This window comes from Rubrivivax sp. JA1026 (assembly GCF_011065555.1).
Classification (GTDB): domain Bacteria; phylum Pseudomonadota; class Gammaproteobacteria; order Burkholderiales; family Burkholderiaceae_C; genus Rubrivivax; species Rubrivivax benzoatilyticus.
Map to the genome: position 1 here is coordinate 61043 of NZ_JAALCQ010000008.1, position 24638 is coordinate 85680.

Annotated in this window: 27 protein-coding genes and 1 tRNA gene; 21 read left to right on the top strand and 7 right to left on the bottom strand. The window is 72.2% G+C overall.

What is annotated here, in order from left to right; genetic code table 11:
* The first annotated feature begins 37 nt into the window (after window positions 1–37).
* The gene (locus G5B56_RS14030; RefSeq protein WP_009856394.1) at window positions 38–523 is read left to right on the top strand and encodes a GNAT family N-acetyltransferase; all 486 of its coding nucleotides are present in this window, start codon (window positions 38–40) and stop codon (window positions 521–523) included.
* Here G5B56_RS14030 and G5B56_RS14035 read toward each other — a convergent pair whose 3' ends face one another.
* Complete coding sequence (locus G5B56_RS14035) at window positions 524–1645, bottom strand: HD-GYP domain-containing protein (protein WP_164963601.1); 1122 nt, start codon at window positions 1643–1645, stop codon at window positions 524–526.
* Window positions 1646–1790: 145 nt separating this feature from the next.
* Here G5B56_RS14035 and G5B56_RS14040 point away from each other — a divergent pair, with 145 nt between their 5' ends.
* From G5B56_RS14040 to ybaK, 3 genes are all read left to right on the top strand, one after another.
* Window positions 1791–3500 carry an acyl-CoA synthetase gene (locus tag G5B56_RS14040; protein ID WP_164963602.1) on the top strand — a complete coding sequence of 570 codons (1710 nt, stop codon included), beginning with the start codon at window positions 1791–1793 and terminating at the stop codon, window positions 3498–3500.
* 215 nt (window positions 3501–3715) lie between these two features.
* Entirely contained in the window at window positions 3716–4777 is a 1062-nt protein-coding gene (locus tag G5B56_RS14045) for an aldo/keto reductase (RefSeq protein ID WP_009856397.1), read from the top strand.
* Window positions 4778–4781: 4 nt separating this feature from the next.
* Window positions 4782–5276, top strand: coding sequence for a Cys-tRNA(Pro) deacylase (gene ybaK / locus G5B56_RS14050; RefSeq protein WP_009856398.1), 495 nt, complete (start codon window positions 4782–4784; stop codon window positions 5274–5276).
* Here the strand turns inward: ybaK and G5B56_RS14055 are convergent, their stop codons facing one another.
* Complete coding sequence (locus tag G5B56_RS14055) at window positions 5277–5828, bottom strand: excisionase family DNA-binding protein (RefSeq protein ID WP_164963603.1); 552 nt, start codon at window positions 5826–5828, stop codon at window positions 5277–5279.
* Between the two features lie 262 nt (window positions 5829–6090).
* Here G5B56_RS14055 and plsY point away from each other — a divergent pair, with 262 nt between their 5' ends.
* From plsY to G5B56_RS14070, 3 genes are all read left to right on the top strand, one after another.
* Window positions 6091–6801 (top strand): glycerol-3-phosphate 1-O-acyltransferase PlsY, encoded by a 711-nt coding sequence (gene plsY / locus G5B56_RS14060; protein WP_009856400.1) that lies wholly within the window; start codon window positions 6091–6093, stop codon window positions 6799–6801.
* Window positions 6798–7142: a RidA family protein gene (locus tag G5B56_RS14065; protein ID WP_009856401.1), complete on the top strand. Its 345-nt coding sequence runs from the start codon at window positions 6798–6800 to the stop codon at window positions 7140–7142. The genes plsY and G5B56_RS14065 overlap by 4 nt, the downstream gene beginning before the upstream one ends.
* 92 nt (window positions 7143–7234) lie before the next feature.
* Window positions 7235–8464: a hypothetical protein gene (locus G5B56_RS14070; protein ID WP_164963604.1), complete on the top strand. Its 1230-nt coding sequence runs from the start codon at window positions 7235–7237 to the stop codon at window positions 8462–8464.
* A gap of 1 nt (window position 8465) precedes the next feature.
* Here G5B56_RS14070 and G5B56_RS14075 read toward each other — a convergent pair whose 3' ends face one another.
* The 3 genes from G5B56_RS14075 to G5B56_RS14085 are packed head-to-tail and all read right to left on the bottom strand — an operon-like array spanning window position 8466 to window position 11251.
* Entirely contained in the window at window positions 8466–9089 is a 624-nt protein-coding gene (locus G5B56_RS14075) for an L-threonylcarbamoyladenylate synthase (RefSeq protein WP_009856403.1), read from the bottom strand.
* Window positions 9090–9102: 13 nt separating this feature from the next.
* Window positions 9103–10629: a fumarate hydratase gene (locus tag G5B56_RS14080; protein WP_009856404.1), complete on the bottom strand. Its 1527-nt coding sequence runs from the start codon at window positions 10627–10629 to the stop codon at window positions 9103–9105.
* Between the two features lie 19 nt (window positions 10630–10648).
* On the bottom strand, window positions 10649–11251 hold the full coding sequence (locus tag G5B56_RS14085) for a TIGR00645 family protein (RefSeq protein ID WP_009856405.1): 603 nt from the start codon (window positions 11249–11251) through the stop codon (window positions 10649–10651).
* Window positions 11252–11428: 177 nt separating this feature from the next.
* On the opposite strand from G5B56_RS14085, the gene acs reads away from it, so the two are divergent.
* Complete coding sequence (acs, locus tag G5B56_RS14090) at window positions 11429–13411, top strand: acetate--CoA ligase (RefSeq protein ID WP_009856406.1); 1983 nt, start codon at window positions 11429–11431, stop codon at window positions 13409–13411.
* Window positions 13412–13467: 56 nt separating this feature from the next.
* Here acs and G5B56_RS14095 read toward each other — a convergent pair whose 3' ends face one another.
* Complete coding sequence (locus G5B56_RS14095; RefSeq protein ID WP_240920818.1) at window positions 13468–13761, bottom strand: c-type cytochrome; 294 nt, start codon at window positions 13759–13761, stop codon at window positions 13468–13470.
* Between the two features lie 77 nt (window positions 13762–13838).
* Between G5B56_RS14095 and G5B56_RS14100 the strand changes: the two genes are divergently transcribed.
* The 9 genes from G5B56_RS14100 to cobJ all read left to right on the top strand — a co-directional run bounded on the left by G5B56_RS14100 (window position 13839) and on the right by cobJ (window position 20263).
* Entirely contained in the window at window positions 13839–14156 is a 318-nt protein-coding gene (locus tag G5B56_RS14100; RefSeq protein ID WP_009856408.1) for a TIGR04438 family Trp-rich protein, read from the top strand.
* A gap of 170 nt (window positions 14157–14326) precedes the next feature.
* Window positions 14327–15133 (top strand): prolipoprotein diacylglyceryl transferase, encoded by an 807-nt coding sequence (lgt, locus tag G5B56_RS14105; protein WP_164963606.1) that lies wholly within the window; start codon window positions 14327–14329, stop codon window positions 15131–15133.
* Window positions 15130–15834 carry a DNA polymerase III subunit epsilon gene (gene dnaQ / locus G5B56_RS14110; protein ID WP_164963607.1) on the top strand — a complete coding sequence of 235 codons (705 nt, stop codon included), beginning with the start codon at window positions 15130–15132 and terminating at the stop codon, window positions 15832–15834. Before lgt ends, dnaQ begins: the two co-directional genes overlap by 4 nt.
* Before the next feature lie 49 nt (window positions 15835–15883).
* Window positions 15884–15958: transfer RNA gene (locus G5B56_RS14115), tRNA-Val, on the top strand.
* A gap of 69 nt (window positions 15959–16027) precedes the next feature.
* The gene (gene cobA, locus G5B56_RS14120; RefSeq protein ID WP_164963608.1) at window positions 16028–16822 is read left to right on the top strand and encodes a uroporphyrinogen-III C-methyltransferase; all 795 of its coding nucleotides are present in this window, start codon (window positions 16028–16030) and stop codon (window positions 16820–16822) included.
* Window positions 16823–16935: 113 nt separating this feature from the next.
* Complete coding sequence (locus tag G5B56_RS14125) at window positions 16936–18162, top strand: NnrS family protein (RefSeq protein WP_164963609.1); 1227 nt, start codon at window positions 16936–16938, stop codon at window positions 18160–18162.
* Between the two features lie 13 nt (window positions 18163–18175).
* On the top strand, window positions 18176–18805 hold the full coding sequence (locus G5B56_RS14130) for a precorrin-8X methylmutase (protein WP_164963610.1): 630 nt from the start codon (window positions 18176–18178) through the stop codon (window positions 18803–18805).
* Window positions 18806–18809: 4 nt separating this feature from the next.
* Window positions 18810–19535, top strand: coding sequence for a precorrin-2 C(20)-methyltransferase (gene cobI / locus G5B56_RS14135; RefSeq protein ID WP_164963611.1), 726 nt, complete (start codon window positions 18810–18812; stop codon window positions 19533–19535).
* The gene (gene cobJ / locus G5B56_RS14140) at window positions 19532–20263 is read left to right on the top strand and encodes a precorrin-3B C(17)-methyltransferase (RefSeq protein WP_009856419.1); all 732 of its coding nucleotides are present in this window, start codon (window positions 19532–19534) and stop codon (window positions 20261–20263) included. The genes cobI and cobJ overlap by 4 nt, the downstream gene beginning before the upstream one ends.
* Here the strand turns inward: cobJ and G5B56_RS14145 are convergent.
* Window positions 20242–20985 carry a cobalt-precorrin-6A reductase gene (locus G5B56_RS14145; RefSeq protein WP_164963612.1) on the bottom strand — a complete coding sequence of 248 codons (744 nt, stop codon included), beginning with the start codon at window positions 20983–20985 and terminating at the stop codon, window positions 20242–20244. The two genes, cobJ and G5B56_RS14145, sit on opposite strands and share 22 nt — an antisense overlap.
* On the opposite strand from G5B56_RS14145, the gene cbiE reads away from it, so the two are divergent.
* Genes cbiE through G5B56_RS14165 form a run of 4 tightly spaced genes read left to right on the top strand, consistent with a single transcriptional unit; the run spans window position 20984 to window position 24631 of the window.
* Window positions 20984–22165, top strand: coding sequence for a precorrin-6y C5,15-methyltransferase (decarboxylating) subunit CbiE (gene cbiE, locus G5B56_RS14150; RefSeq protein ID WP_164963613.1), 1182 nt, complete (start codon window positions 20984–20986; stop codon window positions 22163–22165). The genes G5B56_RS14145 and cbiE overlap by 2 nt on opposite strands.
* The gene (locus G5B56_RS14155) at window positions 22162–22533 is read left to right on the top strand and encodes a cobalamin biosynthesis protein (RefSeq protein WP_164963614.1); all 372 of its coding nucleotides are present in this window, start codon (window positions 22162–22164) and stop codon (window positions 22531–22533) included. Before cbiE ends, G5B56_RS14155 begins: the two co-directional genes overlap by 4 nt.
* On the top strand, window positions 22530–23312 hold the full coding sequence (cobM, locus tag G5B56_RS14160; RefSeq protein WP_164963615.1) for a precorrin-4 C(11)-methyltransferase: 783 nt from the start codon (window positions 22530–22532) through the stop codon (window positions 23310–23312). Before G5B56_RS14155 ends, cobM begins: the two co-directional genes overlap by 4 nt.
* Window positions 23309–24631, top strand: coding sequence for a cobyrinate a,c-diamide synthase (locus G5B56_RS14165; protein WP_164963616.1), 1323 nt, complete (start codon window positions 23309–23311; stop codon window positions 24629–24631). Before cobM ends, G5B56_RS14165 begins: the two co-directional genes overlap by 4 nt.
* Window positions 24632–24638: the final 7 nt, after the last annotated feature.

Genomic DNA, 24638 nt, shown 5'->3' on the forward strand with positions numbered 1-24638 from the left:
CGGCCGGCGCGCCGGTCCTGCACGCGACAATGCCGCCATGACCACGCCCGCCTTCTCCCTGCGCCCGGCCGAGCGGCGCGACCTGCCGGCCATCACCGCGCTGATCCGCGAACTCGCCGAGTTCGAACGTCTGTCCCACGTCTGCCAGGCCACGCCGGAGGCGCTGGAGCCGCATCTGTTCGGCGAACGCCCGGTGGCCGAGGCGGTCGTCGCCGAAGGCGGCGGCGAGGTCATCGGCTTCGCGCTGTTCTTCACCAACTTCTCGACCTTCATGGCCCGGCCCGGGCTGTACCTGGAGGACCTGTACGTGCAGCCGGCCTGGCGCGGCCACGGCATCGGCCAGGCGCTGCTGGAGCACCTGGGCGCGCTGGCGGTCGAGCGCGGCTGCGGCCGCTTCGAGTGGAGCGTGCTCGACTGGAACGAGAACGCGATCGGCTTCTACCGCCGCATGGGCGCGACGGTGCTGCCCGACTGGCGCATCTGCCGCGTCAGCGGCGAGGCGCTGCAGCGCTTCGCGCGCTGATCAGGCCAGCGCCAGCTGCATCAGCTCGTCGGCCGTGAACTCGCGGCCGAAGGCGTGGTCGCCGACGACGCCGGAGACCGTGTGCACACGCTCGGCGGTGTCGACACGCTGCGGTGCCGGCAGCGGCCGGCCGCCAGGGCCGATCAGGCAGGCGACGATCGGCGTCGCCACCGTCGGCCCGCGGCCGACGACGACGCCCATCGCGCCCGACACCAGGCGCACGAAGCAGCCCGGCGGGTAGATGCCGAACTCCTTGACCAGCGCCAGCGTCATCGGGTGGCCGGGATCCTGCATGAACATCTGGCGCCCGGCGATGTCGGCGGCCAGCGCGCCGCGGTGGCCGCGCGCGGCGAGCTTGGCGGTGTAGGTGTCCACGCGCCGCACCAGCGAGGCGATCTCGCCGACGTCGCGCATGCCGGTGGGGTAGCCGCTGCCGTCCTCGGCCTCGTGGTGGCGCTCGACGGCCTGCAGCCAGTGGCGGTCGGTGATGCCGGCCTGCTCCAGCATCTCGCGCCCGCGCAGCGGGTGGCGCAGCAGCGCCGCGTGCTGCGCCGGCGTCAGCGGCGTGCGCTGCTCGGCGAGTTCGCCCTGCAGCTCGAGCATCGCCAGGTTCATCGTCAGCGCGACCTTGAACGTGCGTTCGAGGGCCTCGGCGTCCCAGTGCAGCCGGCGCGCGACGAGGTAGGCGGTGATCGCCGCGCCGACCGAGCGCCGCACGCCGTAGGCCGCGCGGTCGCCGCCTTCCTGGCGCAGCACCTGGAAGATCGCCAGGTCAGGGTCGCGTTCGATCAGCGCCAGCACCGGCTGCGCGGCGCCGTCCAGCGCATCGCGAAAACCCGGCGCCGGCGTGGCCTGCAGCACCTCGGCGACGCGGCCCAGGCCGTCGCGCCAGAAGCTCGGCAGCTGCTCACGCGGCAGCTGCGCCAGGCGTTCGCGGTCGCCTAGCAGCTCGGTCAGGTCGACGAGCGCGCCGCGTTCGAGCAGCGCCTGCAGCTGCGCCGGGGTCGCGACGCGGTGGCCGCGCGCCAGCAGCAGCGTGAGGTCGGCATTGCGCACGTTGAAGGGCAGCGGCTGGCCGACCTGGATGCGGTGCGCGACGGTGGCGAGAGCGGTGTAGGACATGGGGGTCCGGTGTGTTCTTCGGCCGCGGCACTGACGGGCAGCCTGGGCCTGCTCTGGAGGCATTTCGGCGCCGCGCCGCCGAACTTGACCGTTCTCGGTGTTGAACCGGGTTCGCGCCGCGACGGGCTGCTCCTAAGCTGGGCCGATGCACGACACCGTCCCGGGCGATTCCACCGATTTCCATGATTTCCTGCACCGCGCCTGGCGCTGGCAGGTGCCCGACGAGTTCAACATCGCCCAGGTCTGCTGCACGCGCTGGGCCGCCAGTGGCCGCAACGCGCTGCGCTGGGAAGACGAGGGCGGCGCCGCGGGGACGCTGGGTTACGCCGAGCTCGAGGCCCAGGCGCGGGCTTTTGCCGCCGGGTTGGAGGCGCGCGGGGTGGGGCGCGGCGACCGCGTCGCGATCGTGCTCGCCCAGCGCCCCGAGACCGCCGTCGCGCAGATGGGCGTGGCGATGCTGGGCGCGGTGGCGATGCCGCTGTCGGTGCTGTTCGGTCCCGAGGCGCTGGCCTGGCGTCTGGCCGACAGCGGGGCGCGTGTGGCGGTGGCCGACGAGGCGACGCTCGCGCACCTGCTGCGCCTGCGCGCCGAATGCCCGGCGTTGGCGCTGATCGTCGGCGTCGGCGCGGCCGAGGGCGATGCCGACTGCGGCTGGCGCGCGCTGCTGTCTGGCGGCGCGGCCGGCTTCGAGCCCGTACGCACGCGTGCCGACGACGCCGCGGTGCTGATCTACACCAGCGGCACCACCGGCCCGCCCAAGGGCGCGTTGATCCCGCACCGCGCCCTGCTGGGCAACCTGCCGGGTTTCGTCTGCAGCCAGAACGGTTTCCAGGGCGACGCGGTGTTCTGGAGCCCGGCCGACTGGGCCTGGACCGGCGGGCTGATGGACGCGCTGCTGCCGACGCTGTATTTCGGCCGCGAGATCGTCGCCTTCCGCGGCCGTTTCCAGCCCGAACGCGCGTTCGAGCTGATGCAGCGCCACGGCGTCACGCACACCTTCCTGTTCCCGACGGCGCTGAAGGCGATGATGAAGGCGGTGCCCGCGCCGGCCGAGCGTTATGCGCTGAAGCTCGAGGCCGTGATGAGCGCCGGCGAGGCCGTCGGCGACGCCGTCTTCGCCTGGTGCCGCGACGCGCTGGGCGTGCTGGTCAACGAGATGTTCGGCCAGACCGAGATGAACTACATCGTCGGCAACTGCGCGCGCAGCGTCGACGAGGCCGGTCGCGCCGTGCCCGGCTGGCCGGCGCGCCCCGGCAGCATGGGCCGCGCCTACCCGGGCCACCGTGTCGCCGTGATCGACGACGAAGGCCGCGAGTGCCCGCCCGGCGTGCCCGGCGACGTCGCGCTGCATCGCCTGGACCGCCACGGTGACCCCGACCCGATCTTTTTCCTCGGCTACTGGCGCAACGACGCCGCGACCCGCGCCAAGTACACCGGCGACCCGGCGGCGAGCTGGTGCCGCACCGGCGACACCGCGGTGATGGATGCCGACGGCTACCTCTGGTACCAGGGCCGCAGCGACGACGTCTTCAAGGCCGCCGGCTACCGCATCGGGCCGAGCGAGATCGAGAACTGCCTCGTCAAGCACGCGGCGGTGGCCAACGCCGCGGTCGTGCCCAAGCCCGACGCCGAGCGCGGCGCGGTGGTCAAGGCCTACGTCGTGCTGGCGCCGGGCGTGCAGGGCGACGAGGCGCTGGTCGGCGAACTGCAGCAGCACGTGCGCGAGCGCCTGGCGCCGTACGAGTACCCGAAGGAGATCGAGTTCATCGACGCGCTGCCGATGACGACCACCGGCAAGGTGCAGCGCCGCGTGCTGCGGTTGCAGGAGGAGGAACGGGCGCGCCGGGGCGGGTGAGGCGCGGGGCGCGGAAGACAACGGAAGACGGGGTCAGGTCCCGCAGGACCTGACCCCGGACTGCCTCGGCCTGCCTCGGTTCAACGGGGTCAGGTCTCGCGAGACCTGACCCCGGCCTTTCTGACCCCGGCCTTTCGCGTGAGACCTGACCCCGGCCTTGCTGACGCCGGCCCTGCGTGCGGCGAACCTCCGCGCGGCGAGGCACACTCTCGCCGATGGACACCACGACCCTGGGCCGCGACGGCCCCCGCGTCTCGAGGATCTGCCTCGGGACGATGACCTTCGGCGAACAGGTGGGCGAAGCCGACGCCCACGCCATCCTCGACCGTGCCGTCGAACTCGGCATCGACTTCCTCGACGCTGCCGAGATGTACCCGGTGCCGGCACGCGCCGAGACCCAGGGCGCGACCGAGGCCATCATCGGCCGCTGGCTGGCCGCGCGGCCCGGGCTGCGCGATCGCCTGGTGATCGCGAGCAAGGTCGCCGGGCCGTCGCGCAACATGGACTGGATCCGCGGCGGCGCGCTCGACCTGGCGCCGGCCGACATCGTCGCCGCCTGCGACGCCAGCCTGGCGCGGCTGCAGACCGACGTCATCGACCTCTACCAGATCCACTGGCCGAACCGCAACGCGCCGATGTTCGGCGGCCTGTACTTCGACCCGGCCAAGGACCGCGAGCAGACCGGCATCCGCGAGCAGCTCGAAGCGCTGGCCGGCCTGGTGAAGGCCGGCAAGGTGCGCCACGTCGGCCTGTCCAACGAGACGCCGTGGGGGCTGCTGGAGTTCGTGCGTCTGGCCGAGCAGCACGGCCTGCCGCGGGTGGTCAGCGTGCAGAACCCGTACGCGCTGGTCAACCGCAGCGTCGACAACGGCCTGGACGAGGCGCTGCACCGCAGCGGTGTCGGCCTGCTGGCGTATTCGCCGCTGGGTTTCGGCGCGCTGACCGGCAAGTACGACGCCACCGGCTTCGAGGCCGCGCCGGCGGCCACCGGCCGCCTGGCGCAGTTCGCCAGCATGCGTTTGCAGCGCTGGGCGCGTGACGAGGCGCTGGTCGCGGCGCGCGAGTACAACGCGCTGGCGCGCCGCCACGGCCTGACGCCCACGCAGCTGGCGCTGGCCTTCTGCTACCGCAGCTGGCGCGTCGCCAGCACCATCATCGGTGTCACCAGCATCGCCCAGCTCGAGGAGGACGTCGCCGCCTGGTCGGTCGAACTGTCGCCCGAACTGCTGGCCGAGATCGACGCGATCCGCTGGCGCCACCGCGACCCTGCCCAGTGAGCCCATGGCCAAGAAGAACGCCCATGTCAGCGAGACGCCGGCGACGCAGTTCCTGCGCCGTGCCGGCATCGAGTTCAGCGAACACGTCTACGACTACGTCGACCACGGCGGCACCGCCGAGTCCTCGCGCCAGCTCGGCGTGGCCGAGCACGAGGTCGTGAAGACGCTGGTGATGCAGGACGAACACGCCCACCCGCTCGTCGTGCTGATGCACGGCGACCGCCAGGTCAGCACGAAGAACCTGGCGCGCGAGATCGGCGCCAAGTCGGTCGAGCCCTGCAAGCCCGAGGTCGCGCAGCGCCACAGCGGCTACCTCGTCGGCGGCACCTCGCCGTTCGGCACGAAGAAGACGATGCCGGTCTACGTCGAGGCCAGCGTGCTGGAGCTGCCGCGCATCCTGATCAACGGCGGCCGCCGCGGTTTCCTCGTCGGCATCGACCCGCGTGTGCTGCCCGGCGCCGTCGGCGCCCGGCCGGTGCACTGCGCGCTCGCCGGCTGATCAGCCGGCCATCGCCGCCGACAGCGCCTCGGGCGTCACCGGCTTCATCAGCAGCGGGATGCCGTCGGGCAGCGGCCCGAAGCGCTCCAGCGACGCGCCGGTGTGGCTGGTCGCCAGCACGATGCGCATCTTCTGCGTCGCCGGGTTCTCGCGCAGCTTGCGGATCATCTGCAGGCCGTCGAGGCCAGGCAGGTCGATGTCGGTGATCAGCCAGTCCGGCACGTCGCGGCCGGCGTCCAGCAGCGCGGTGAAGCCGTCGGCGAAGACGCGCAGCCGGGCGTCGGGGCGCAGGTCCGACAGGTGTGACTCGATCAGCGCCGCGGTCACCGGATCGTCCTCGACCAGCATGATCGACTCGACGCCGTCGGCGGCCTCGAAACGCGCACGCCGTTCGGCGACCATGCGTTCGACGGCCTCGGCGTCGAGGCGGCGATGCCCGCCCATCGTCTTCCAGGCCGGCAGGTGACCGGCGTCGACCCACTTCTGGATCGTCTGTGGCGATACCCCGAGGCGCTCCGCCGCCTGGGCCGTCGTGATTGTTTTTCGTTGCATTCGGCGCTGCCGGGTTGTCGTCGAAAAATGGGCTCTCGGGGCATCCTCCCGCCCGATGACATGGCTCCGGGGCGGCAGTCCCCGGCCTGTCGTCATATCTTCGCGAGCCTGGCGCCGATCATCTCACGAATGACCGGATGGTCGACGCGCCGGGCGAGTGGATGCAGCAAACAATGTACCCGCCCCGGCCGGCTCGCGTTGTCGCCGCGGCGTCGCCGTCGCGCGGGGAGCGGGGCCGCCGGCGACCTTACACTTGCGCCCCATGTTCTCGCTTCCTGCGGCGGCCGCGATCCTGGCCGCCTACTTGCTCGGTTCCCTGTCCTTCGCCGTTCTGGTCAGCCGCACGATGGGGCTGGCCGACCCCCGCAGTTACGGGTCGGGCAACCCCGGCGCGACCAACGTGCTGCGTTCGGGCAACAAGAAGGCGGCGCTGATGACGCTGCTGTTCGACGCGCTGAAGGGCTATCTGCCGGTGCTGGCCGTCGTGCTGTTCGGTGCGCGCTGGGGCCTGGCGCCGACGGTCGCGGCCTTCGTCGGCCTCGCGGCCTTCGTCGGCCACCTGTGGCCGGTGTTCTTCCGCTTCCAGGGCGGCAAGGGCGTGGCCACGGCCGCCGGCGCGCTGCTCGGCCTGAACCCGGCGCTCGGCGCCGCGGTGCTGGCGGTCTGGCTGCTGGTGGCCTTCACGACGCGCTACTCGTCGCTGGCCTCGATCGCCGCGGCCTTCTGCGCGCCGCTGGTGCAGGCGCTGGTCTGGGGTGTCGACCTCTCGATGCTGGCCATCGTCGGCATGAGCCTGCTGCTGGTCTGGCGGCACGAGGGCAACATCCGCAAGCTGCTGGCCGGCACCGAGTCGAAGATCGGCCAGAAGGCGGCGCCGGCGGCCTCGCACACCAAGGCGTCGGCGCATCCGCCGCGTCACCTCCACACCTCGCAACCCAAGTCCGGCCACGGCCGGAAAGGACACCGCAAATGATCCAGCGCTTCGACGTCGGCCCGCGCCTGTCGGAAATGGCCGTGCACAACGGCGTCTGCTACCTCGCCGGCCAGGTGGCCGCCGACGACACGCAGGACATCGCCGGCCAGACGCGCCAGGTGCTGGCCGCGATCGACGCGCTGCTGGCGCGCGCCGGCAGCGACAAGTCGCGCCTGCTGATGGTGCAGATCTTCATCGCCGACCTGGCCGACTTCCCGGCGATGAACGAGGTCTGGGAAGCCTGGCTGCCGGCCGGCGCCGCGCCCCCGCGGGCCACCGTGCAGGCCGCGCTGGCGCGCCCGGGCTGGAAGGTCGAGCTGGTGGTCACCGCCGCGCTCTGACACCGTGGCGTCGCGCCGGCGCACACATCTGCTTGCAGATCGCTGAATCCGCAACGGCTTAAGGCGCCCGGGGGAGGGTCGTAGATCGGGGCATGCACCCCGTGAACACCTCCCGGCATCTCGTCGCGCTGGCCTGTCTGCTGGCGCTGGCCGCCTGCGGTGGCGGCTCCGACGGCGATGATGCCGCCGCAGCCGACGCGGCTGCCGTCGACGCTCTCGCCGACAGCGAACTCGCCGCCGCCTCGGCGCTGCTGGACACCCGCTCCGACGCGCTCGCCTGGGACGCAGCCGACGCCGCGCCCGATGCCGATGCCGATGCCGATGCCGATGTCGACACCCAGGCCTCCGGCGACACCGCCGCCGCCCGGGTGACGGCGGCGGCCTTGCGGCGCCCGAAGGCACCGGCAGCGCCGCCCCCGCCGGCCACCAGCGCGACGGTGTCCGACGCCGAGCGCATCGCCGCGGCCAAGGCCACGGCCGCCAGCACCCGCAACGCCTGCGCCCAGGCACGCCCGTTCTACTGGGAGATCGGCAATGCCGCCGGCCGCCAGGTCAGCGGTTCGGTGGCCGACGCCGGGACGACGGCGCCGAAGTCGACGCTGCCGATCAGCATCGCGTCAGCCTCGAAGTGGCTGTACGGCGGCTACGTCGCGCAACTGCGCGCCGGGGCGCTGACGGCCAGCGACCGCAAGTTCCTGTCGATGAGCTCCGGCTATGCCTCGCTCGGCAGCTGCAGCGGCCTGGCCAGCGTTGACGCCTGCCTCGCGTCGGGCAGCAACGGCGTGTACACCCCGGCCTACGACGGCGTGTTCAAGTATGACGGCGGCCACATGGAGAAGCACGCCAGCCTGGTCGGCCTGGGCGCGCTGACGACCAAGGCGCTGGCCACCGAGTTCAAGGCCAAGCTGGGCAGCGACATCGCGCTGTCGTTCTCGCAGCCGCTGATGGCCGGCGGCGCGGTGATCTCCACCGACGCCTACGCGCTGTTCCTGCGCAAGATCCTCGGCGGCAAGCTGCAGATGAAATCGCTCCTCGGCAGCGGCCCGGTCTGCACCAACCCCGCCACCTGCGCCAGCGCGGTGTACGCGCCGCTGCCGCTGAGCGAGAGCTGGCACTACTCGGTGGGCCACTGGGTCGAGGACGACCCGAAGGTCGGTGACGGCGCGTTCAGCAGCCCGGGCGCCTTCGGCTTCTACCCGTGGATCGACGCGACGAAGACCCGCTACGGCATCGTCGCGCGCGTGGCACCCAACGGCGCGCTCGGTTCGGTGAACTGCGGCCGGCTGATCCGCACGGCCTGGGCCAGCGGCGTCGCGCAGTAAGTCAGAGCCCCAGGCGCGACAGTTCGCCGCGGCCCTGGCGCACCAGCACCGGGTCCTCGGCGGTCATGTCCAGCACCGTCGTCGGCTCCATCGGGCAGGCGCCGGCGTCGATGATCGCCGGCAGCAGCTTGCCCAGCCGGTCCTGGATCTCGTCGACGTCGTTCAGCGGCTCGTCGTCGCCCGGCAGGATCAGCGTCGTCGCCAGCAGCGGCTCGCCGTAGACGGCCAGCAGGTCCTGCGTGACCTGGTGGTCGGGCACGCGCAGGCCGATCGTGCGCCGCGAGGGGTGCGACACGCGCCGCGGCACTTCCTTCGTGGCGTCGAGGATGAAGGTGTAGGGCCCCGGCGTGCCGAGCTTCAGCAGCCGGTACTGGCGGTTGTCGACACGCGCGTAGTTGGCGAGTTCCGACAGGTCGCGGCACAGCAGCGTCAGCAGGTGCTTGTCGTCGATGCCGCGCAGCCGGCGCAGCTGTTCGGCGGCGGCCTTGTCGTCGAGCCGGCAGACGAGCGCGTAGCTCGAGTCGGTCGGCACGGCGAGCACGTCGCCGCCGCGCAGCAGCTCGGCGGCCTGCTTCAGCAGCCGCGGCTGCGGGTTGTCGGGATGGACCTCGAAACGCAGCGTCACCGGGTCTCCTGTTTCAGGCGACGACGACCGGGATCTTGCCGATCTTCGCCTGCCATTCCTGCGGCCCGGTCTGGTGGGCGCTGGTGCCGCCGGCATCCACCGCCACCGTCACCGGCATGTCGACGACGTCGAACTCGTAGATCGCCTCCATGCCCAGGTCGGCGAAGCCGACGACCTTGGCCGCCTTGATCGCCTTGGACACGAGGTAGGCGGCGCCGCCGACGGCCATCAGGTAGGCGCTCTGGTTGTCCTTGATCGCCTGGATCGCCACCGGGCCGCGTTCGGCCTTGCCGACCATCGCGATCAGGCCGGTCTTCTCCAGCATCATGCGGGTGAACTTGTCCATGCGCGTCGCGGTGGTCGGGCCGGCCGGGCCGACGACCTCGTCGCGCACCGGGTCGACCGGGCCGACGTAGTAGATGACGCGGTTGGTGAAGTCCACCGGCAGCGGCTCGCCGCGTTCGAGCATGTCCTGGATGCGCTTGTGCGCCGCGTCGCGGCCGGTGAGCATCTTGCCGCTCAGCAGCAGCGTCTGCCCCGGCTTCCAGCTCGCCACCTGCGCCGGCGTCAGCGTGTTCAGGTCGACACGTTCGCTCTTGTTGTAGTCGGGCGCCCAGTGCACGTCGGGCCACAGGTCCAGGCTCGGCGGCTCCAGGAAGGCCGGGCCCGAGCCGTCGAGCACGAAGTGCGCGTGGCGCGTCGCGGCGCAGTTCGGGATCATCGCGATCGGTTTGCTCGCGGCGTGCGTCGGCCAGGTCTTGATCTTGACGTCCAGCACCGTCGTCAGGCCGCCCAGGCCTTGCGCGCCGATGCCCAGCGCGTTGACCTTCTCGTAGAGCTCGATGCGCAGCTCTTCCAGCTTGTTGGCCGGGCCGCGCTGCAGCAGCTCGTGCATGTCGATGTCGTCCATCAGCGACTCCTTGGCGAGCAGCGCGGCCTTCTCCGCGGTGCCGCCGACGCCGATGCCCAGCATGCCCGGCGGGCACCAGCCGGCGCCCATCGTCGGCACGGTCTTCAGCACCCAGTCGACGATCGAGTCGCTGGGGTTGAGCATGTAGACCTTGCTCTTGTTCTCGCTGCCGCCGCCCTTGGCGGCCACCGTCACGTCGACCTTGTCGCCGGGCACGACCTCCATGAAGACCACGGCCGGCGTGTTGTCGCGGGTGTTCTTGCGCTCGAAGATCGGGTCGGCCAGCACCGACGCACGCAGCTTGTTGTCCGGGTGGTTGTAGCCGCGGCGCACGCCTTCGTCGACGGCGTCCTGGATCGAGCCGGTGAAGCCTTCCCACTTCACGTCCATGCCGATCTTCAGGAACACGTTGACGATGCCGGTGTCCTGGCAGATCGGGCGCTTGCCTTCCGCGCACATCCGCGAGTTGGTCAGGATCTGCGCGATCGCGTCCTTGGCCGCCGGGCTCTGCTCGCGCTCGTAGGCGCGTGCGAGGTGGGCGATGAAGTCGGCCGGGTGGTAGTACGAGATGTACTGCAGCGCGGCGGCGACCGATTCGATCAGGTCGGCCTGGCGGATCGTCGTGGTCATGGGCGGGTCGTCCGTTGGGTCAGTCGTTGGCGTGCTGGGCGTGCACCATCACGCGGTCGGCGAGCGCGATCGCCAGCGCCGAGAACAGGAAGGCGATGTGGATCACGGTCTGCCAGATCAGCACCTTCTCCGAGTAGTTCGCGGCGTTGATGAAGGTCTTCAGCAGGTGGATCGAGCTGATGCCGATGATCGCCGTGGCCAGCTTCACCTTCAGCACCGAGGCGTTCACGTGGCTCAGCCACTCGGGCTGGTCGGGGTGGCCTTCGAGGCGCAGCCGCGAGACGAAGGTCTCGTAGCCGCCGACGATCACCATGATCAGCAGGTTGCTGATCATCACGACGTCGATCAGCGCCAGCACGACCAGCATGATGATCGTCTCGTTGAGGCCGGTGACCTCGGTCTCGCTCTTGTAGCCGATGTTCTTGACCAGCAGCTCGAGCGCGTGCTGGTCGCCGAAGGCCGCCTCGATGAGGTGGACCAGTTCGACCCAGAAGTTGAAGACGTAGACCGCCTGGGCGAGGATCAGCCCCAGGTACAGCGGCAGCTGCAGCCAGCGGCTGGCGAAGATCAGCGCTGGCAGGGGCCCCAGCTTCGGGACCGCGCCGGTGTTTTCAGGCTTCATGAGAGGGGGGAAGGGCGCGAATGCGCGATGACGTAAATTGTAGTTCGCGCCTTGAGCGCGGACAGACCCGCTTCACGGCGCCGGACGGGAGAGTAAGCGGTTCGTAAGAGCCCTTGCCTACCTTCCGAGCCATCGGTCGACACCGAACCGAGCCATCAAATCTAGGAGACTGACATCATGTCGAGCGCCGACGCTCCCACCGAGTACTCCCTCTACCCGCCGCCGGCCGACGCCGTCGCTCGCGCTCACGTCTCCGGACAGGCTGCCTACGACGCGCTGTGCGCCGAGGCCGAGGCCGACTACGCGGGCTACTGGGCGCGTCTGGCGCGCGAGCTGATCAGCTGGAAGACGCCGTTCACGCAGGTGCTCGACGAGTCCGACGCGCCGTTCTTCAAGTGGTTCGCCGACGGCACGCTGAACGCCTCGTACAACTGCCTGGACCGCAACATCGAACGCGGCCTCGGCGACAAGACGGCGATCGTCTTCGAGGCCGACGGCGGCGAGGTGCGCCGCGTCAGCTACCGCGAGCTGCTGGCCATCGTCAGCAAGATGGCCAACGGCCTGAAGTCGCTGGGCGTGAAGAAGGGCGACCGCGTCGTCATCTACCTGCCGATGGGCGTCGAAGGCGTGGCCGCGATGCAGGCCTGCGCGCGCATCGGCGCCACGCATTCGGTGGTCTTCGGCGGCTTCTCGGCGCAGTCGCTGCGCGACCGCATCGAGGACACCGGCGCGGTGGCCGTCATCACCGCCGACCAGCAGCAGCGCGGCGGCAAGTCCCTGCCGCTGAAGACCATCGTCGACGAGGCGATCGCGCTGGGCGGCTGCGGCAGCGTCAAGCACGTCGTCGTGCACAAGCGCACCGGCGCCGACATCCCGTTCGACGCCTCGCGCGACCTGTGGCTGGCCGACCTCGTGGCCGGCCAGAGCGAGGTCTGCGAGCCCGAGTGGGTCGAGGCCGAACACCCGCTGTTCCTGCTCTACACCAGCGGCTCGACCGGCAAGCCCAAGGGCGTGCAGCACAGCACCGGCGGCTACCTGCTGCACGCGGCGCTGACCACCAAGTGGACCTTCGACCTGAAGGAAGACGACGTCTTCTGGTGCACCGCCGACATCGGCTGGGTCACCGGCCACACCTACATCACCTACGGCCCGCTGGCGCTGGGCGGCACCGAAATCGTCTTCGAGGGCGTGCCGACCTTCCCGGACGCCGGCCGCTTCTGGAAGATGATCCAGGACCACAAGGTCAGCATCTTCTACACCGCGCCGACGGCGATCCGCTCGCTGATCAAGGCCGCCGAGGCGACCGAGGCGGTGCACCCGAAGAACTACGACCTGTCCTCGCTGCGCATCCTGGGTTCGGTCGGCGAGCCGATCAACCCGGCGGCCTGGGAGTGGTATCACAAGCACGTCGGCGGCGGCCGCTGCCCGATCGTCGACACCTTCTGGCAGACCGAGACCGGCGGCCACATGATCACCCCGCTGCCGGGCGTGACGACGCTGGTGCCGGGTTCGTGCACGCTGCCGTTCCCGGGCATCCAGGCGGCGGTGGTCGACGAGACCGGCAAGGACGTGCCCTGGGGCCAGGGCGGCATCCTGGTCGTCAAGAAGCCGTGGCCGAGCATGATCCGCACGATCTGGGGCGACCCGGAGCGTTTCAAGAAGAGCTACTACCCGGCCGACTTCCACGGCAAGTACTACCTGGCGGGCGACGGCGCGATCCGCGACCCGAAGACCGGCTACTTCACGATCACCGGCCGCATCGACGACGTGCTCAACGTCTCGGGCCACCGCATGGGCACGATGGAGATCGAGTCGGCGCTGGTCAGCCACACCGAGCTGGTCGCCGAGGCCGCGGTCGTCGGCCGTCCGGACGACACCACCGGCGAGGCGATCTGCGCCTTCGTCGTGTTGAAGCGTCCGCGCCCGACCGGCGACGAGGCCAAGAAGATCGCCAACGAGCTGCGCAACTGGGTGGCCAAGGAGATCGGCCCGATCGCCAAGCCCAAGGACATCCGCTTCGGCGAGAACCTGCCCAAGACGCGCAGCGGCAAGATCATGCGCCGCCTGCTGCGCTCGATCGCGCGCGGCGAGGCGATCACGCAGGACACTTCCACGCTCGAGAATCCGGCGATTCTCGATCAGCTGTCGCAGACGAACTGATCCCTCGGCCGGCGTGTGGAAAGGGGCTCCTCGGAGCCCCTTTTTCCTGTCCGCGTTCAGCGCATCGACAACACCCAGGCGGCCAGGCGGCGGGCCTCGTCGGGCGTGACCTTGGGGTTGGCCGGCATCGGCACCGGGCCCCACACCTTGGCGCTGCCCTCGCGGATGCCCTGCGCCAGGCGCTGCGGCGCGTCGGCCTGGCCGGCGTAGCGCGCGGCGATGTCCTTGAACGGCGGCCCCACCCGCTTGGCGCTGACGTCGTGGCAGCCCATGCACAGGCGCTTTCGCGCCAGGTCCGCGTCGGCGCGTGCCGGAGTCGACGAGCACAGTGCGATTGCGCAAAGCGTCATCACGATGGCTCTCATCGACGGCTGAGCTTCGGCTACAGTCATCGTCAGCATGGTAGCGGGTCGCCGGAGAGCGAAGAATGTGGTTCCTGGTCATCGGGCTGGTGCTGCTGGGCCTGTCCCTGGCCGGCATCGAGCCCGTCTCGGAGTGGCACTGGGCGTGGATCGCGCTGCCTTTCGGCGCGGCCGCGGCCTGGTGGGCCTTCGCCGACGCCTCGGGGCTGACGCGGCGGCGTGCCGAGGAGAAGATCGAGGAACGCAAACGTGCCCGGCGCCAGCGCGACATCGACGCGCTGGGGCTCAACCCGAACCAGCAGAAGCATGTGCACGAACTGCGTCGCGGGGGTTCTTCCGGCTCGGCCGGCAAGGAGCCGCGGCGGCGCGAGCCGGGTCTATGAGGGGCGAACGCACGTCACCGAGGTGACGGTCCGCCGGAACCGGGGGCCGACGCATGGGCGTCGGCCCTCGATTCCTTTTCCGGCCTGATTCACGCCCGCGTCAGGGTGGCCTTCGATGGCGACGGCACAATCGCCGCTCTCCGCCACGACGACACGAAAGGCCGCTCCCGATGCTGGTGCATCCGCAATTCGATCCGGTCGCGATCGCGCTCGGACCGGTCCAGATCCACTGGTACGGGCTGACCTACCTGGTCGCCTTCGGGCTGTTCCTGCTGCTGGCTCGGCTGCGCGCGGCGCAGCCGCAGTTCGTGCAGGCCGGCTGGACGAAGCAGGACGTCGAGGATCTGCTGTTCTACGGCGTCGTCGGCGTCATCGTCGGCGGCCGCCTGGGCTACGCGCTGTTCTACAAGCCGGGCGAGTATCTCGCCAACCCGCTGGAGATCCTGCAGGTCTGGAAGGGCGGCATGTCCTTCCACGGCGGGCTGCTGGGCGTCATCGGTGCGATGGCGCTGTTCGCGCACCGCAAGGGGCGGCCCTTCCTGCAGGTGACCGACCTCGTCGCGCCCTGCGTGCCCACCGGGCTGGCCTCGGGGCGCATCGGCAACTTCATCAACGGCGAGCTGTGGGGCCGCGCCGCCGACCCGTCGCTGCCCTGGGCGATGGTGTTCCCGCAGAGTGCCAGCCTGACGCCGCGGCATCCGTCGCAGCTCTACCAGTTCGCGCTCGAAGGGCTGCTGCTGTTCGTCGTGCTGTGGCTGTACGCGCGCCACCCGCGGCCCACCGGGCGTGTCTCCGGCGCCTTCCTGATCGGCTACGGCTGCCTGCGTTTCGTTGCCGAGTACTTCCGCGAGCCCGACAGCTTCCTGGGCCTGCTGGCGCTGAACATGAGCATGGGCCAGTGGCTGTGCGTGCCGATGGTGCTGGGGGGCGTGTTCCTGTGGGTCTGGTCGGGCCGGGCGGTAGGATCGGCGCGATGAGACAGATCTTCCTCGACACCGAAACCACCGGCCTGTCGGCCGTCGACGGCGACCGCCTGGTCGAAGTCGGCTGCATCGAGATGCTGAACCGGCGCCTGTCGGGCCGCACGCTGCACCACTACCTGAACCCGGAGCGATCCAGCAACCCCGAGGCGGTGAAGGTGCACGGCCTGACCGACGAGTTCCTCGCCGACAAGCCGCTGTTCGCTGCCGTCGCCGACGAGTTCATCGAGTTCGTGCGCGACGCCGAGCTGATCATCCACAACGCCGCGTTCGACGTCGGCTTCCTCGACGCCGAACTCACCCGCCTGGGCAAGCCGCGCCTGGTGGAGCTGGGCTGCACGATCACCGACAGCCTGGTGATGGCGCGCGAACTCTTCCCCGGCAAGGCGAACTCGCTGGACGCGCTGTGCAAGCGGCTGGAAGTCGACAACAGCAACCGTGCGCTGCACGGCGCGCTGCTCGACGCGGGGCTGCTGGCCGAGGTCTACATCCGCATGACGCGCGGCCAGGACTCGCTGGTCATCGACGACGCGCAAGAGGGCGGCACGGCTCTCGAGGTGGCGGCCATCGACCTGTCGCAGTTCACGCTGCCGGTGCTGGTGGCGAGCGACGAAGAAGCTGCCGCGCACGAGGCCGTTCTGGCCGAACTCGACAAAGCGAGCAACGGACGCACCATCTGGCGCCAAACCATGGCATAATGCGAGGCTCACCGGCGCTGATCGCTGTTCTTCAGAGGTCAGGCCAGCCGGGCGGTTAGCTCAGCGGTAGAGCACTGCCTTCACACGGCAGGGGTCGCAGGTTCGAACCCTGCACCGCCCACCAAGACAACACGCAACGCCACCTTCGGGTGGCGTTGTCGTTTCCGGTCCGCGGGTTGAACGAATCTCGACGATGCAGCGTGACATCCAAGCCGGCCCCGCCTGCGGCCGCGTGACCCTGCTGGGCGCCGGCCCCGGCGACCCCGAACTGCTGACGCTCAAGGGCCTGAAGGCGCTGCAGGGCGCTTCGCTGCTGCTTTACGACGCGCTGGTCAGCGACGAGATCCTGGCGCTGGCGCCGGCGTCGGCCGAGCGGCTGTACGTCGGCAAGCAGGCGTCGCGGCACGCGCTGCCGCAGGACGAGATCATCGCCCTGATGCTGCGCCTGGCGCGCGAGGGCCGCTCGCTGGTGCGGCTGAAAGGCGGCGACGGCTACATCTTCGGCCGCGGCGGCGAGGAGGCGATCGCGCTGGCCGAAGCCGGCGTGCCGTTCGACGTCATCCCGGGCCTGAGCGCCGCGCAGGGCGCGGCGGCAAGCGCCGGCATCCCGCTGACGCACCGCGATCACGCCGCGGCGCTGGTCTTCGCCACCGGCCATCTGCGCGCCGACGGCCAGGGCATCGACCTGGACTGGGCGGCGCTGGCGCGGCCGCGGCAGACGCTGGTCATCTACATGGGCGTCGGCACGCTGGCGCTGATCTGCCGCGAGTTGGTCGCCCACGGTCTGCCGGCCGACACGCCGGCGGCCGTCGTCGAACGCGCCACGCTGCCCGACGAACGCTGCATCACCGGCACCGTGACGACGCTGCCGCAGCTCGCGCTGGAGCAGCGGGTGCGCACGCCGGCGCTGATCGTCGTCGGCGGCGTCGTCGGCCTGCGGCCGCTGCTGCAGCGCAAAACTCCGGCTGCGCCGGACGCCGCCCCATAAAATCCGGCGCTTGCCTCGCCCAGGGTGTCTGCCCTGACGACCGCTGGCGCCCCGCAGGCCGTCGTGCCGGGGCGCGCTATTCGATCGGTTGGCTGCGGCTGCCGTATTAGCCGATGGCTCGATCCACAGAACAACCCGCTCCGTCCCCGCTGTCCGCCCTCTGGTTCGCGCCGCACCGGCCGCTGTTCCTGATGGCCGGGCTGTGGGCGCTGGCGGCGCTGTTCTGGTGGCAGTGGGGCTGGTGGTGGTGGCCCGGGCTCGGCATGCCGACGCTGGGCACGCCGACCGTCTGGCACGTGCACGAGATGGTGTTCGGCTTCGGCGGCGCCTCGGTCGCGGCCTATTTCCTCACCGCGGTGACGAGCTGGACCTCGCGGCCGATGATCGCCGGCCGGCCGTTGATGCTGCTCGTCGCCTTCTGGGTCGCGGCGCGGCTGGTGATGCTGCAGGCCGAGCGCCTGCCGCTGGCGCTGCTGCTGGCGCCCGGCGCGCTGTACTTCGGCACCGTGACCTTCTGGCTGCTGCGCGACATCGCCGCCGCACGGGTCTGGAACAAGCTGGGTTTCCCGGGCGCGATCCTCGCGCTGGGCGTGGTCGACGCGCTGCTCGTCGTCGCCGCGCGCGAAGCCTGGGCGCTGGACCTCGTGGCGCTGAAACGCGCCGCGGTGATGTTCTTCGCGATGAAGGTCGCGATCATCGCCGGCGGCATGATCCCGGCGTTCACCGCAAACTGGCTGCGCCAGAGCGGCTCGGCCGCCGCGCCGCCGCACGAGAACCGGCTGGCCAACCGCCTGGGCCTGGTCACGCTGTACCTCGCGCTCGGGCTGACGCTGGCCGGCGCCGAGACGGCCAGCGGCTGGGCGCTGATCGTCGCCGCGGCGGTGCAGGCCTGGCGCTTTGCGGGCTGGCGCTCGCGTGCGGTGGGCGGCAACACGCTGCTGGTGATGATGCACACCACCTTCGGCTCGCTGATCGTCGGCCTGGTCGTCGTCGGCGTCTCGCGTCTGGCGCCCGAGTTCTGGCCCGAACGCGACGCGGTGCACGCGCTGACGATGGGCGCGATGGCCGGCATGGTGCTGTCGATCGCCTCGCGCGCGGCGGCGCGGCGCGGCGACGGCGGCACGCTCGACGCTGGCCGGCTGCTGCCCACGGCCTACGCGCTGGTCTGGCTCGGCGCCTGGCTGCGCACCACCGCGCCCTTCCTCCACGGCTGGCTCGACAACCCGGTGGCGCTGGCGGCGCAGCTCTGGTGTGCCGGCTGGATCGTCTTCCTCGCCGCCTTCGTCCCGACCATCCTCGGCCCGCTGCTGCGCCCCGTGTTCAGCGGCGCCAAGGCCTGAACCCCCGTCCCCCATGCCCCACGTCTACGAAACCGACGGCGCCGCGATCTACCGCCGCTCCTTCGCCACCATCCGCGCCGAAGCCGATCTCGCGCGGTTCGACGCCGACGAGGAGCCGGTCGTCGTCCGCATGATCCACGCCGCCGGCATGGTGGGCCTGGAGCGCCACGTGCGCTTCACGCCCGGCATGGCGGCCGCGGCACGCGCCGCGCTGGCCGCGGGCGCGCCCATCCTCTGCGACGCGCGCATGGTCAGCGAAGGCATCACGCGCGCCCGGCTGCCGGCCGACAACCGCATCGTCTGCACGCTCGACGCCCCCGAGGTGCCGGCGCTGGCCGCGAAGATGGGCAACACGCGTTCGGCCGCGGCGCTGGAACTCTGGCGGCCGATGCTCGCCGGCGCGGTGGTCGCGATCGGCAACGCGCCGACGGCGCTGTTCCACCTGCTCAACATGCTGGAAGACCCGGCCTGCCCGCGGCCGGCGGCGATCATCGGCTGCCCGGTGGGCTTCGTCGGCGCCGCCGAATCCAAGGCCGCGCTGATCGACGCGCCGCCGGTGCCGGCGGTCGTCGTCGAAGGGCGGCTCGGCGGCTCGGCGATCACGGTGGCGGCGATCAACGCGCTGGCCAGCCGCAAGGAGTAGGGCGGTGGCCAAGGTGATCTGCGCCGGGCTGGGCCCCGGCGACCCCGACCTCGTCAGCCTGCGCGCCGCACGCACCATCGGTGCCGCGCGCCAGGTGGCCTATTTCCGCAAGGCCGGCCGCCCGGGCCAGGCGCGGCGCATCGCCGCCGAACTGCTGCACCCCGAGGCCGTCGAGCTGGCGATGGAGTACCCGGTGACGACCGAACTCCCGGTCGACGGCGAGGAATACAACGACGCGCTCGCCGCCTTCTACGACGACTGGGCCGAGCGCCTCGTGGCGCTGCCCGGCGAGGTCGTCGTGCTCTGCGAAGGCGACCCCTTCTTCTACGGCTCGTTCATGCACCTGTACGTGCGCCTGCGCGGGCGGGTCGAGCTGGAGGTCATCCCCGGCATCCCCGGCATGGCCGGCTGCTGGCACGCCACCGGCGAGCCGATCACCTGGGGCGACGACGTGATGACCGTGCTGCCGGGCACGATGCCCGAGGCCGAGCTCGTCGCGCGCATGCGCGCCGCCGACGCGCTGGTGGTGATGAAGACCGGCCGCAACCTGCCCAAGGTGCGGCGCGCGCTGGCCGCCGCCGGCCGGCTGGACGCCGCCTGGCTGGTCGAACGCGGCACGATGCCCGGCGAGCGTGTGCTGCGCCTGGCCGACGCCGACCCCGAGGACTGCCCGTACTTCGCGATCGTGCTGGTGCACGGCCACGGGCGGCGGCCGGAGGTTCGGGCATGAGCGGCTGGGTCACCGTCGCCGGGTTGGGGCCCGGCTCCGACGCTCTCGTCACGCCCGAAGTCAGCGCCGCGCTGGCCGAGGCCACCGACATCGTCGGCTACATCCCCTACGTCGCGCGTGTCGCCGCGCGCCCCGGGCTGCGCCTGCACGCCAGCGACAACCGCGTCGAGCTCGAACGGGCGCGCCACGCGCTGGAGCTGGCGGCAGCCGGCGCGCGGGTCGTCATCGTCTCCTCTGGCGACCCCGGCGTGTTCGCGATGGCCTCGGCGCTGTTCGAGGCGCTGGAAGCCGCGCCGCAGCACCAGCAGCTCGACATCCGCGTGCTGCCCGGCATCACCGCGATGCTGGCCGCCGCCGCGCGTGCCGGCGCGCCGCTGGGCCACGATTTCTGCGCCATCAACCTGTCGGACAACCTGAAGCCCTGGGCGCTGATCGAGGCGCGCCTTCGCGCCGCGGCCCAGGCCGACTTCGCGATGGCGTTCTACAACCCGCGCTCGCGCAGCCGGCCCGAAGGCTTCGCGCGCGTGCTCGAACTGCTGCGCGAAGCCTGCGGCGGCGAGCGCCTGATCACCTTCGCACGCGCCGTCTCGACGCCCGAGGAGCAGCTCGTCACCGTGACGCTGGCCGAAGCGACGCCCGAGATGGCCGACATGCGCACCGTCGTGCTGGTCGGCAACTCGGCGACGCGCCGCGTTGGCCGCTGGGTCTACACGCCGCGTTCGGCATGAAGCCAGGCCAGCACCTCGGCGACGGTCTCGACGCTCTCGCGCGGCGGCAGCGCCGGGCGGTCGACGACGATCACCGGCAGGCCCAGCGTGCGCGCCGCGTCGAGCTTGGCGCGTGCGCCTTCGCCGCCGGCGTTCTTGGTGACGATGCGCGTGATGCGGCGCGAGCGCAGCAGTTCCAGGTCGTCGTCGTAACCGAAAGGCCCGCGCGAGATCACGGCCTCGGCGTCGGGCAGTGGCAGCGCACCTTCGGGCGGGTCGACCAGGCGCAGCAGGTAGTGGTGCCGGGGCTTGGCCGCGAAGGCCGCCAGGTGCTGGCGGCCGATCGCGAGGAAGACACGTTCGGGCTCGTCAGGCAGCGCCGCAGCTGCGGCGTCGAGGTCGGCCACGTGCGTCCAGTCGTCGCCCGGGCCGGCGGCCCAGGGCCGGCGCTCCAGCGCGATCAGCGCGGTGCCGGTGGCGGCGCACGCGGCCACCGCGTTGCGGCTCATCTGCGCCGCGAACGGGTGCGTCGCGTCGACGACGTGGCTGATGCCTTCGGCGCGCAGCCAGGCCGCCAGGCCGTCGGCGCCACCGAAGCCGCCGACCCGGATCGGCAGCGGCTGGGCCACCGGCGCCGCGGTGCGGCCGGCGTACGAGAACACCGCTTCGACGCCGTCGCGCGCCAGCGCGGCGGCCATTCGGCTGGCTTCGGTGGTGCCTCCCAACAAGAGGACGCGTGTCATGTCTGAACCCTGGCTCTCGATCATCGGTCTCGGCGAGGACGGCCTCGCCGGCCTCGGTGCGCCCGCGCGTGCGGCGCTCGGCGCAGCCGAGATTGTCTTCGGTGGCGCCCGCCACCTCGCGCTGGCCGACGCCGGCGCGCGCGGCCGCGAGTGGCCGGTGCCCTTCGACGTCGCGCCGGTGCTGGCCTTGCGCGGCCGGCCGGTCGCCGTGCTGGCCTCGGGCGACCCGTTCTGGCACGGCGCCGGCGGCACGCTGACGGCGCGGCTGGCGGCGGGTGAATGGCGCGCCTATCCGGCCGCCGGCTGCGTGTCGCTGGCCGCGGCGCGCCTGGGCTGGCGGCTGGAAGAGACCATCTGCCTGGGCCTGCATGCCGCGCCTTTCGAACGCCTGCTGCCGCACCTGGCGCACGGCGCACGCGCGCTGTGCCTGCTGCGCGACGGCGCCGCCGGCGCGGCGCTGGCCGCCTGGCTGGCCGAGCACGGCTGGGGCGCCAGCCGCGTCTGGCTGATGGAAGCGCTGGGCGGCCCGAACGAACGTGTGCGCGAGAGCACCGCCGCGGCCTACGCGCTGCAAGACGCCGTCTCGCCCGCGCTGCTGGCCGTCGAAGCCGCCGGCGGCCGGCCGCTGCCGCGATGCGCCGGCCTGCCCGAGGCGCTGTTCGCGCACGACGGCCAGATCACCAAGTCGCCGGTGCGGGCGCTGACGCTGGCCGCGCTGGCACCGCGCCCGGGCGAGCTGCTGTGGGACGTCGGCGCCGGTTCGGGTTCGGTGTCGATCGAGTTCTGCCTCGCCGGCGGCCGCGCGCTGGCCGTCGAGACACGCGCCGAACGGGTCGCCAACATCGAAGCCAACGTGCGCCGCTTCGGCCTGCAGGACCGTCTGACGGTCGTCGAAGGCCACGCGCCGCAGGCGCTGGACGCGCTGCCGGTGCCCGACGCGGTGTTCGTCGGCGGTGGCCTGGACCAGGCGGTGTTCGACGCCATCTGGGCGCGCCTGGCCCCCGGTGCGCGCCTGGTCGCCAACGGCGTGACGCTGGAGACCGAGGCGCTGCTGGCGACGCTGCACGCCCGCCACGGCGGCGAGCTGCTGCGCATCGAACTCGCGCGTGCCGCGCCGCTAGGCCGCATGCGGGGCTGGCAGCCGGCGCGGCCGGTCGTGCAGTGGACCGTCACCCGATGAAAGTCGTCGGCCTCGGCTTCCGCAGCAGCGCCGGTGTCGAGTCGCTGCGTGCGGCGCTCGCCGCCGCGGGCGGGCAGGGCGCCGACGCGCTGGCGACCAGCGAGCGCAAGGCCGGCGCGCCGGCGATGCAGGCGCTGGCCGCCGAGACCGGCCTGCCGGTGCTGGCGCTGCCCGAAGCGCTGCTGGCGACGCAAGCCACCCTCACCGAGTCGGCGCGTGTGCGCCGCCTCACCGGCGCCGGCAGCCTGGCCGAAGCCGCCGCGCTGGCCGGCGCCGGCCCCGGCGCGCGGCTGCTGGGCGCGCGCGCCGTGTCGGCCGACGGTCTGGCGACCGCGGCCCTGGCCCAATCCGCGAAGGACGAACGATGACGGTCCATTTCATCGGCGCCGGCCCCGGCGCCGCCGACCTGCTGACGCTGCGCGGCCGCGACCTGATCGCCGCCAGCCCCGTGTGCCTGTACGCCGGTTCGCTGGTGCCCGAAGGCGTGCTCGCGCACTGCCCGCCGGGCTGCCGCATCGTCAACACCGCGCCGCTGAGCCTGGACCAGATCGTCGACGAGATCGCCGCCGCCCACGCGCGTGGCCAGGACGTCGCGCGCCTGCATTCCGGCGATTTGTCGATCTGGTCGGCGATGGGCGAGCAGCTGCGCCGCCTGCGTGCGCTGGGCATCCCCTATGACGTGACGCCCGGCGTGCCATCGTTCGCCGCCGCCGCCGCCGCGCTGGGCGCCGAGCTGACGCTGCCCGGCGTCGCCCAGTCGCTGGTGCTGACACGCACCTCGGGCCGCGCCAGCGCGATGCCCGAAGGCGAGAACCTCGCCGCCTTCGCCGCCACCGGCGCCACGCTGGCCATCCACCTGTCGGTGCACGTGCTGGCCCAGGTCCTCGCCGAGCTGCGCCCGCACTACGGCGACGACTGCCCGGTGGCCGTGGTCTGGCGCGCCAGCTGGCCCGACCAGCGCATCGTGCGCGCGACGCTGGCGACGCTGGACGCGGCCGTCGGCGCCGAGATGGAGCGCACCGCGCTGATCCTCGTCGGCCGCACGCTGGGCACCGAAGACTTCGACGAAAGCCGGCTCTACGCCGTCGACTACGACCGGCGCTACCGGCCGACGGGCGCCTCGCCGCGTTTCCCCGAGACCCGATGATCCCGCCCGGGCTGCTGGTCGCAGCGCCCGCCTCGGGCTGCGGCAAGACGACGGTGACGCTGGGCCTGCTGGCCGCCTGGCGCGCCGCCGGGCTGGCCGTGCAGCCGTTCAAGAACGGCCCGGACTACCTCGACCCGGCCTTCCACACCGCCGCCGCCGGCCGCGCCTCGTTCAACCTCGACAGCTGGGCGATGGGCCGCGAGCGCATCGCCGGGCTGCTGGGCGCCGCCGAGGGCTGCGACCTGCTGCTGGCCGAAGCCTCGGTGGGCCTGTTCGACGGCGCCGTGACACCCGGCGAATGGGGCCGCGGCGCCGGCGCCGACCTGGCCGAAGCCTTCGGCTGGCCGGTGCTGCTGGTGCTGGACGTGCGTGGCCAGGCGCAGTCGGCCGCCGCCGTGGCGCTGGGCTTCGCCAGTCTGCGCCCGGGCGTCAAGATCGCCGGCGTGCTGCTGAACCGCGTCGGCAGCGCACGCCACGAGGCCACCGTGCGCAGCGCGGTCGAGGCTGCGGGCTTCCGCGTCTTCGGCGCGCTGCCGCGCGACGCCGCCGTGGCGCTGCCCGAACGCCACCTGGGCCTGGTGCAGGCCGAGGAACTGCCCGAACGCGCCGCGACGCTGGCCGCACTCGGCCGGTTGGTCGCCGAACACGTCGACCTGGACGCGCTGCGTGCCGCCGCCGCGGGCGCCTGCGAGCCCAAGCCGCTGCAGCCCTTGCCACCGCCAGGCGCACGCATCGCGCTGGCGCGCGACGCCGCGTTCTCCTTCGCCTACCCGCACCTGCTGGACGCCTGGCACGCCGCCGGCGCGGCGCTGCTGCCGTTCTCGCCGCTGGCCGACGAAGCGCCCGACGACAGCGCCGACGCCTGCTGGCTGCCCGGCGGCTACCCCGAGCTTCACGCCGGCCGCCTGGCCGCCGCGGCGCGTTGGCGCGACGGCCTGCGCGCCTTCGCGCGCACGCGCCCCGTTCATGGCGAATGCGGTGGCTACATGGCGCTGGGCAGCGTGCTCGAAGACGCCGACGGCACGCGCCACGCGATGGCCGGGCTGCTGGGGCTGGAAACCTCGTTCCGCAAGCGCCGGCTGCACCTGGGCTACCGCCTGGCCGAGCTGCAGGCGCCGTTGCCCGGTCATGCCGCCGGCACGCGGCTGCGCGGCCACGAGTTCCACTACGCCAGCGTGCTGGCCCAGCCCGACGCGCCGCTGGCGCGCATCACCGATGCCGACGGGCGCGAGGTCGCCGAGACCGGCTCGTGGCGCGTGCTGGACGGCGGCGGGCGCGTCAGCGGCAGTTTCTTCCACCTCGTCGCGCCGGCGGGCTGAGCCTGGC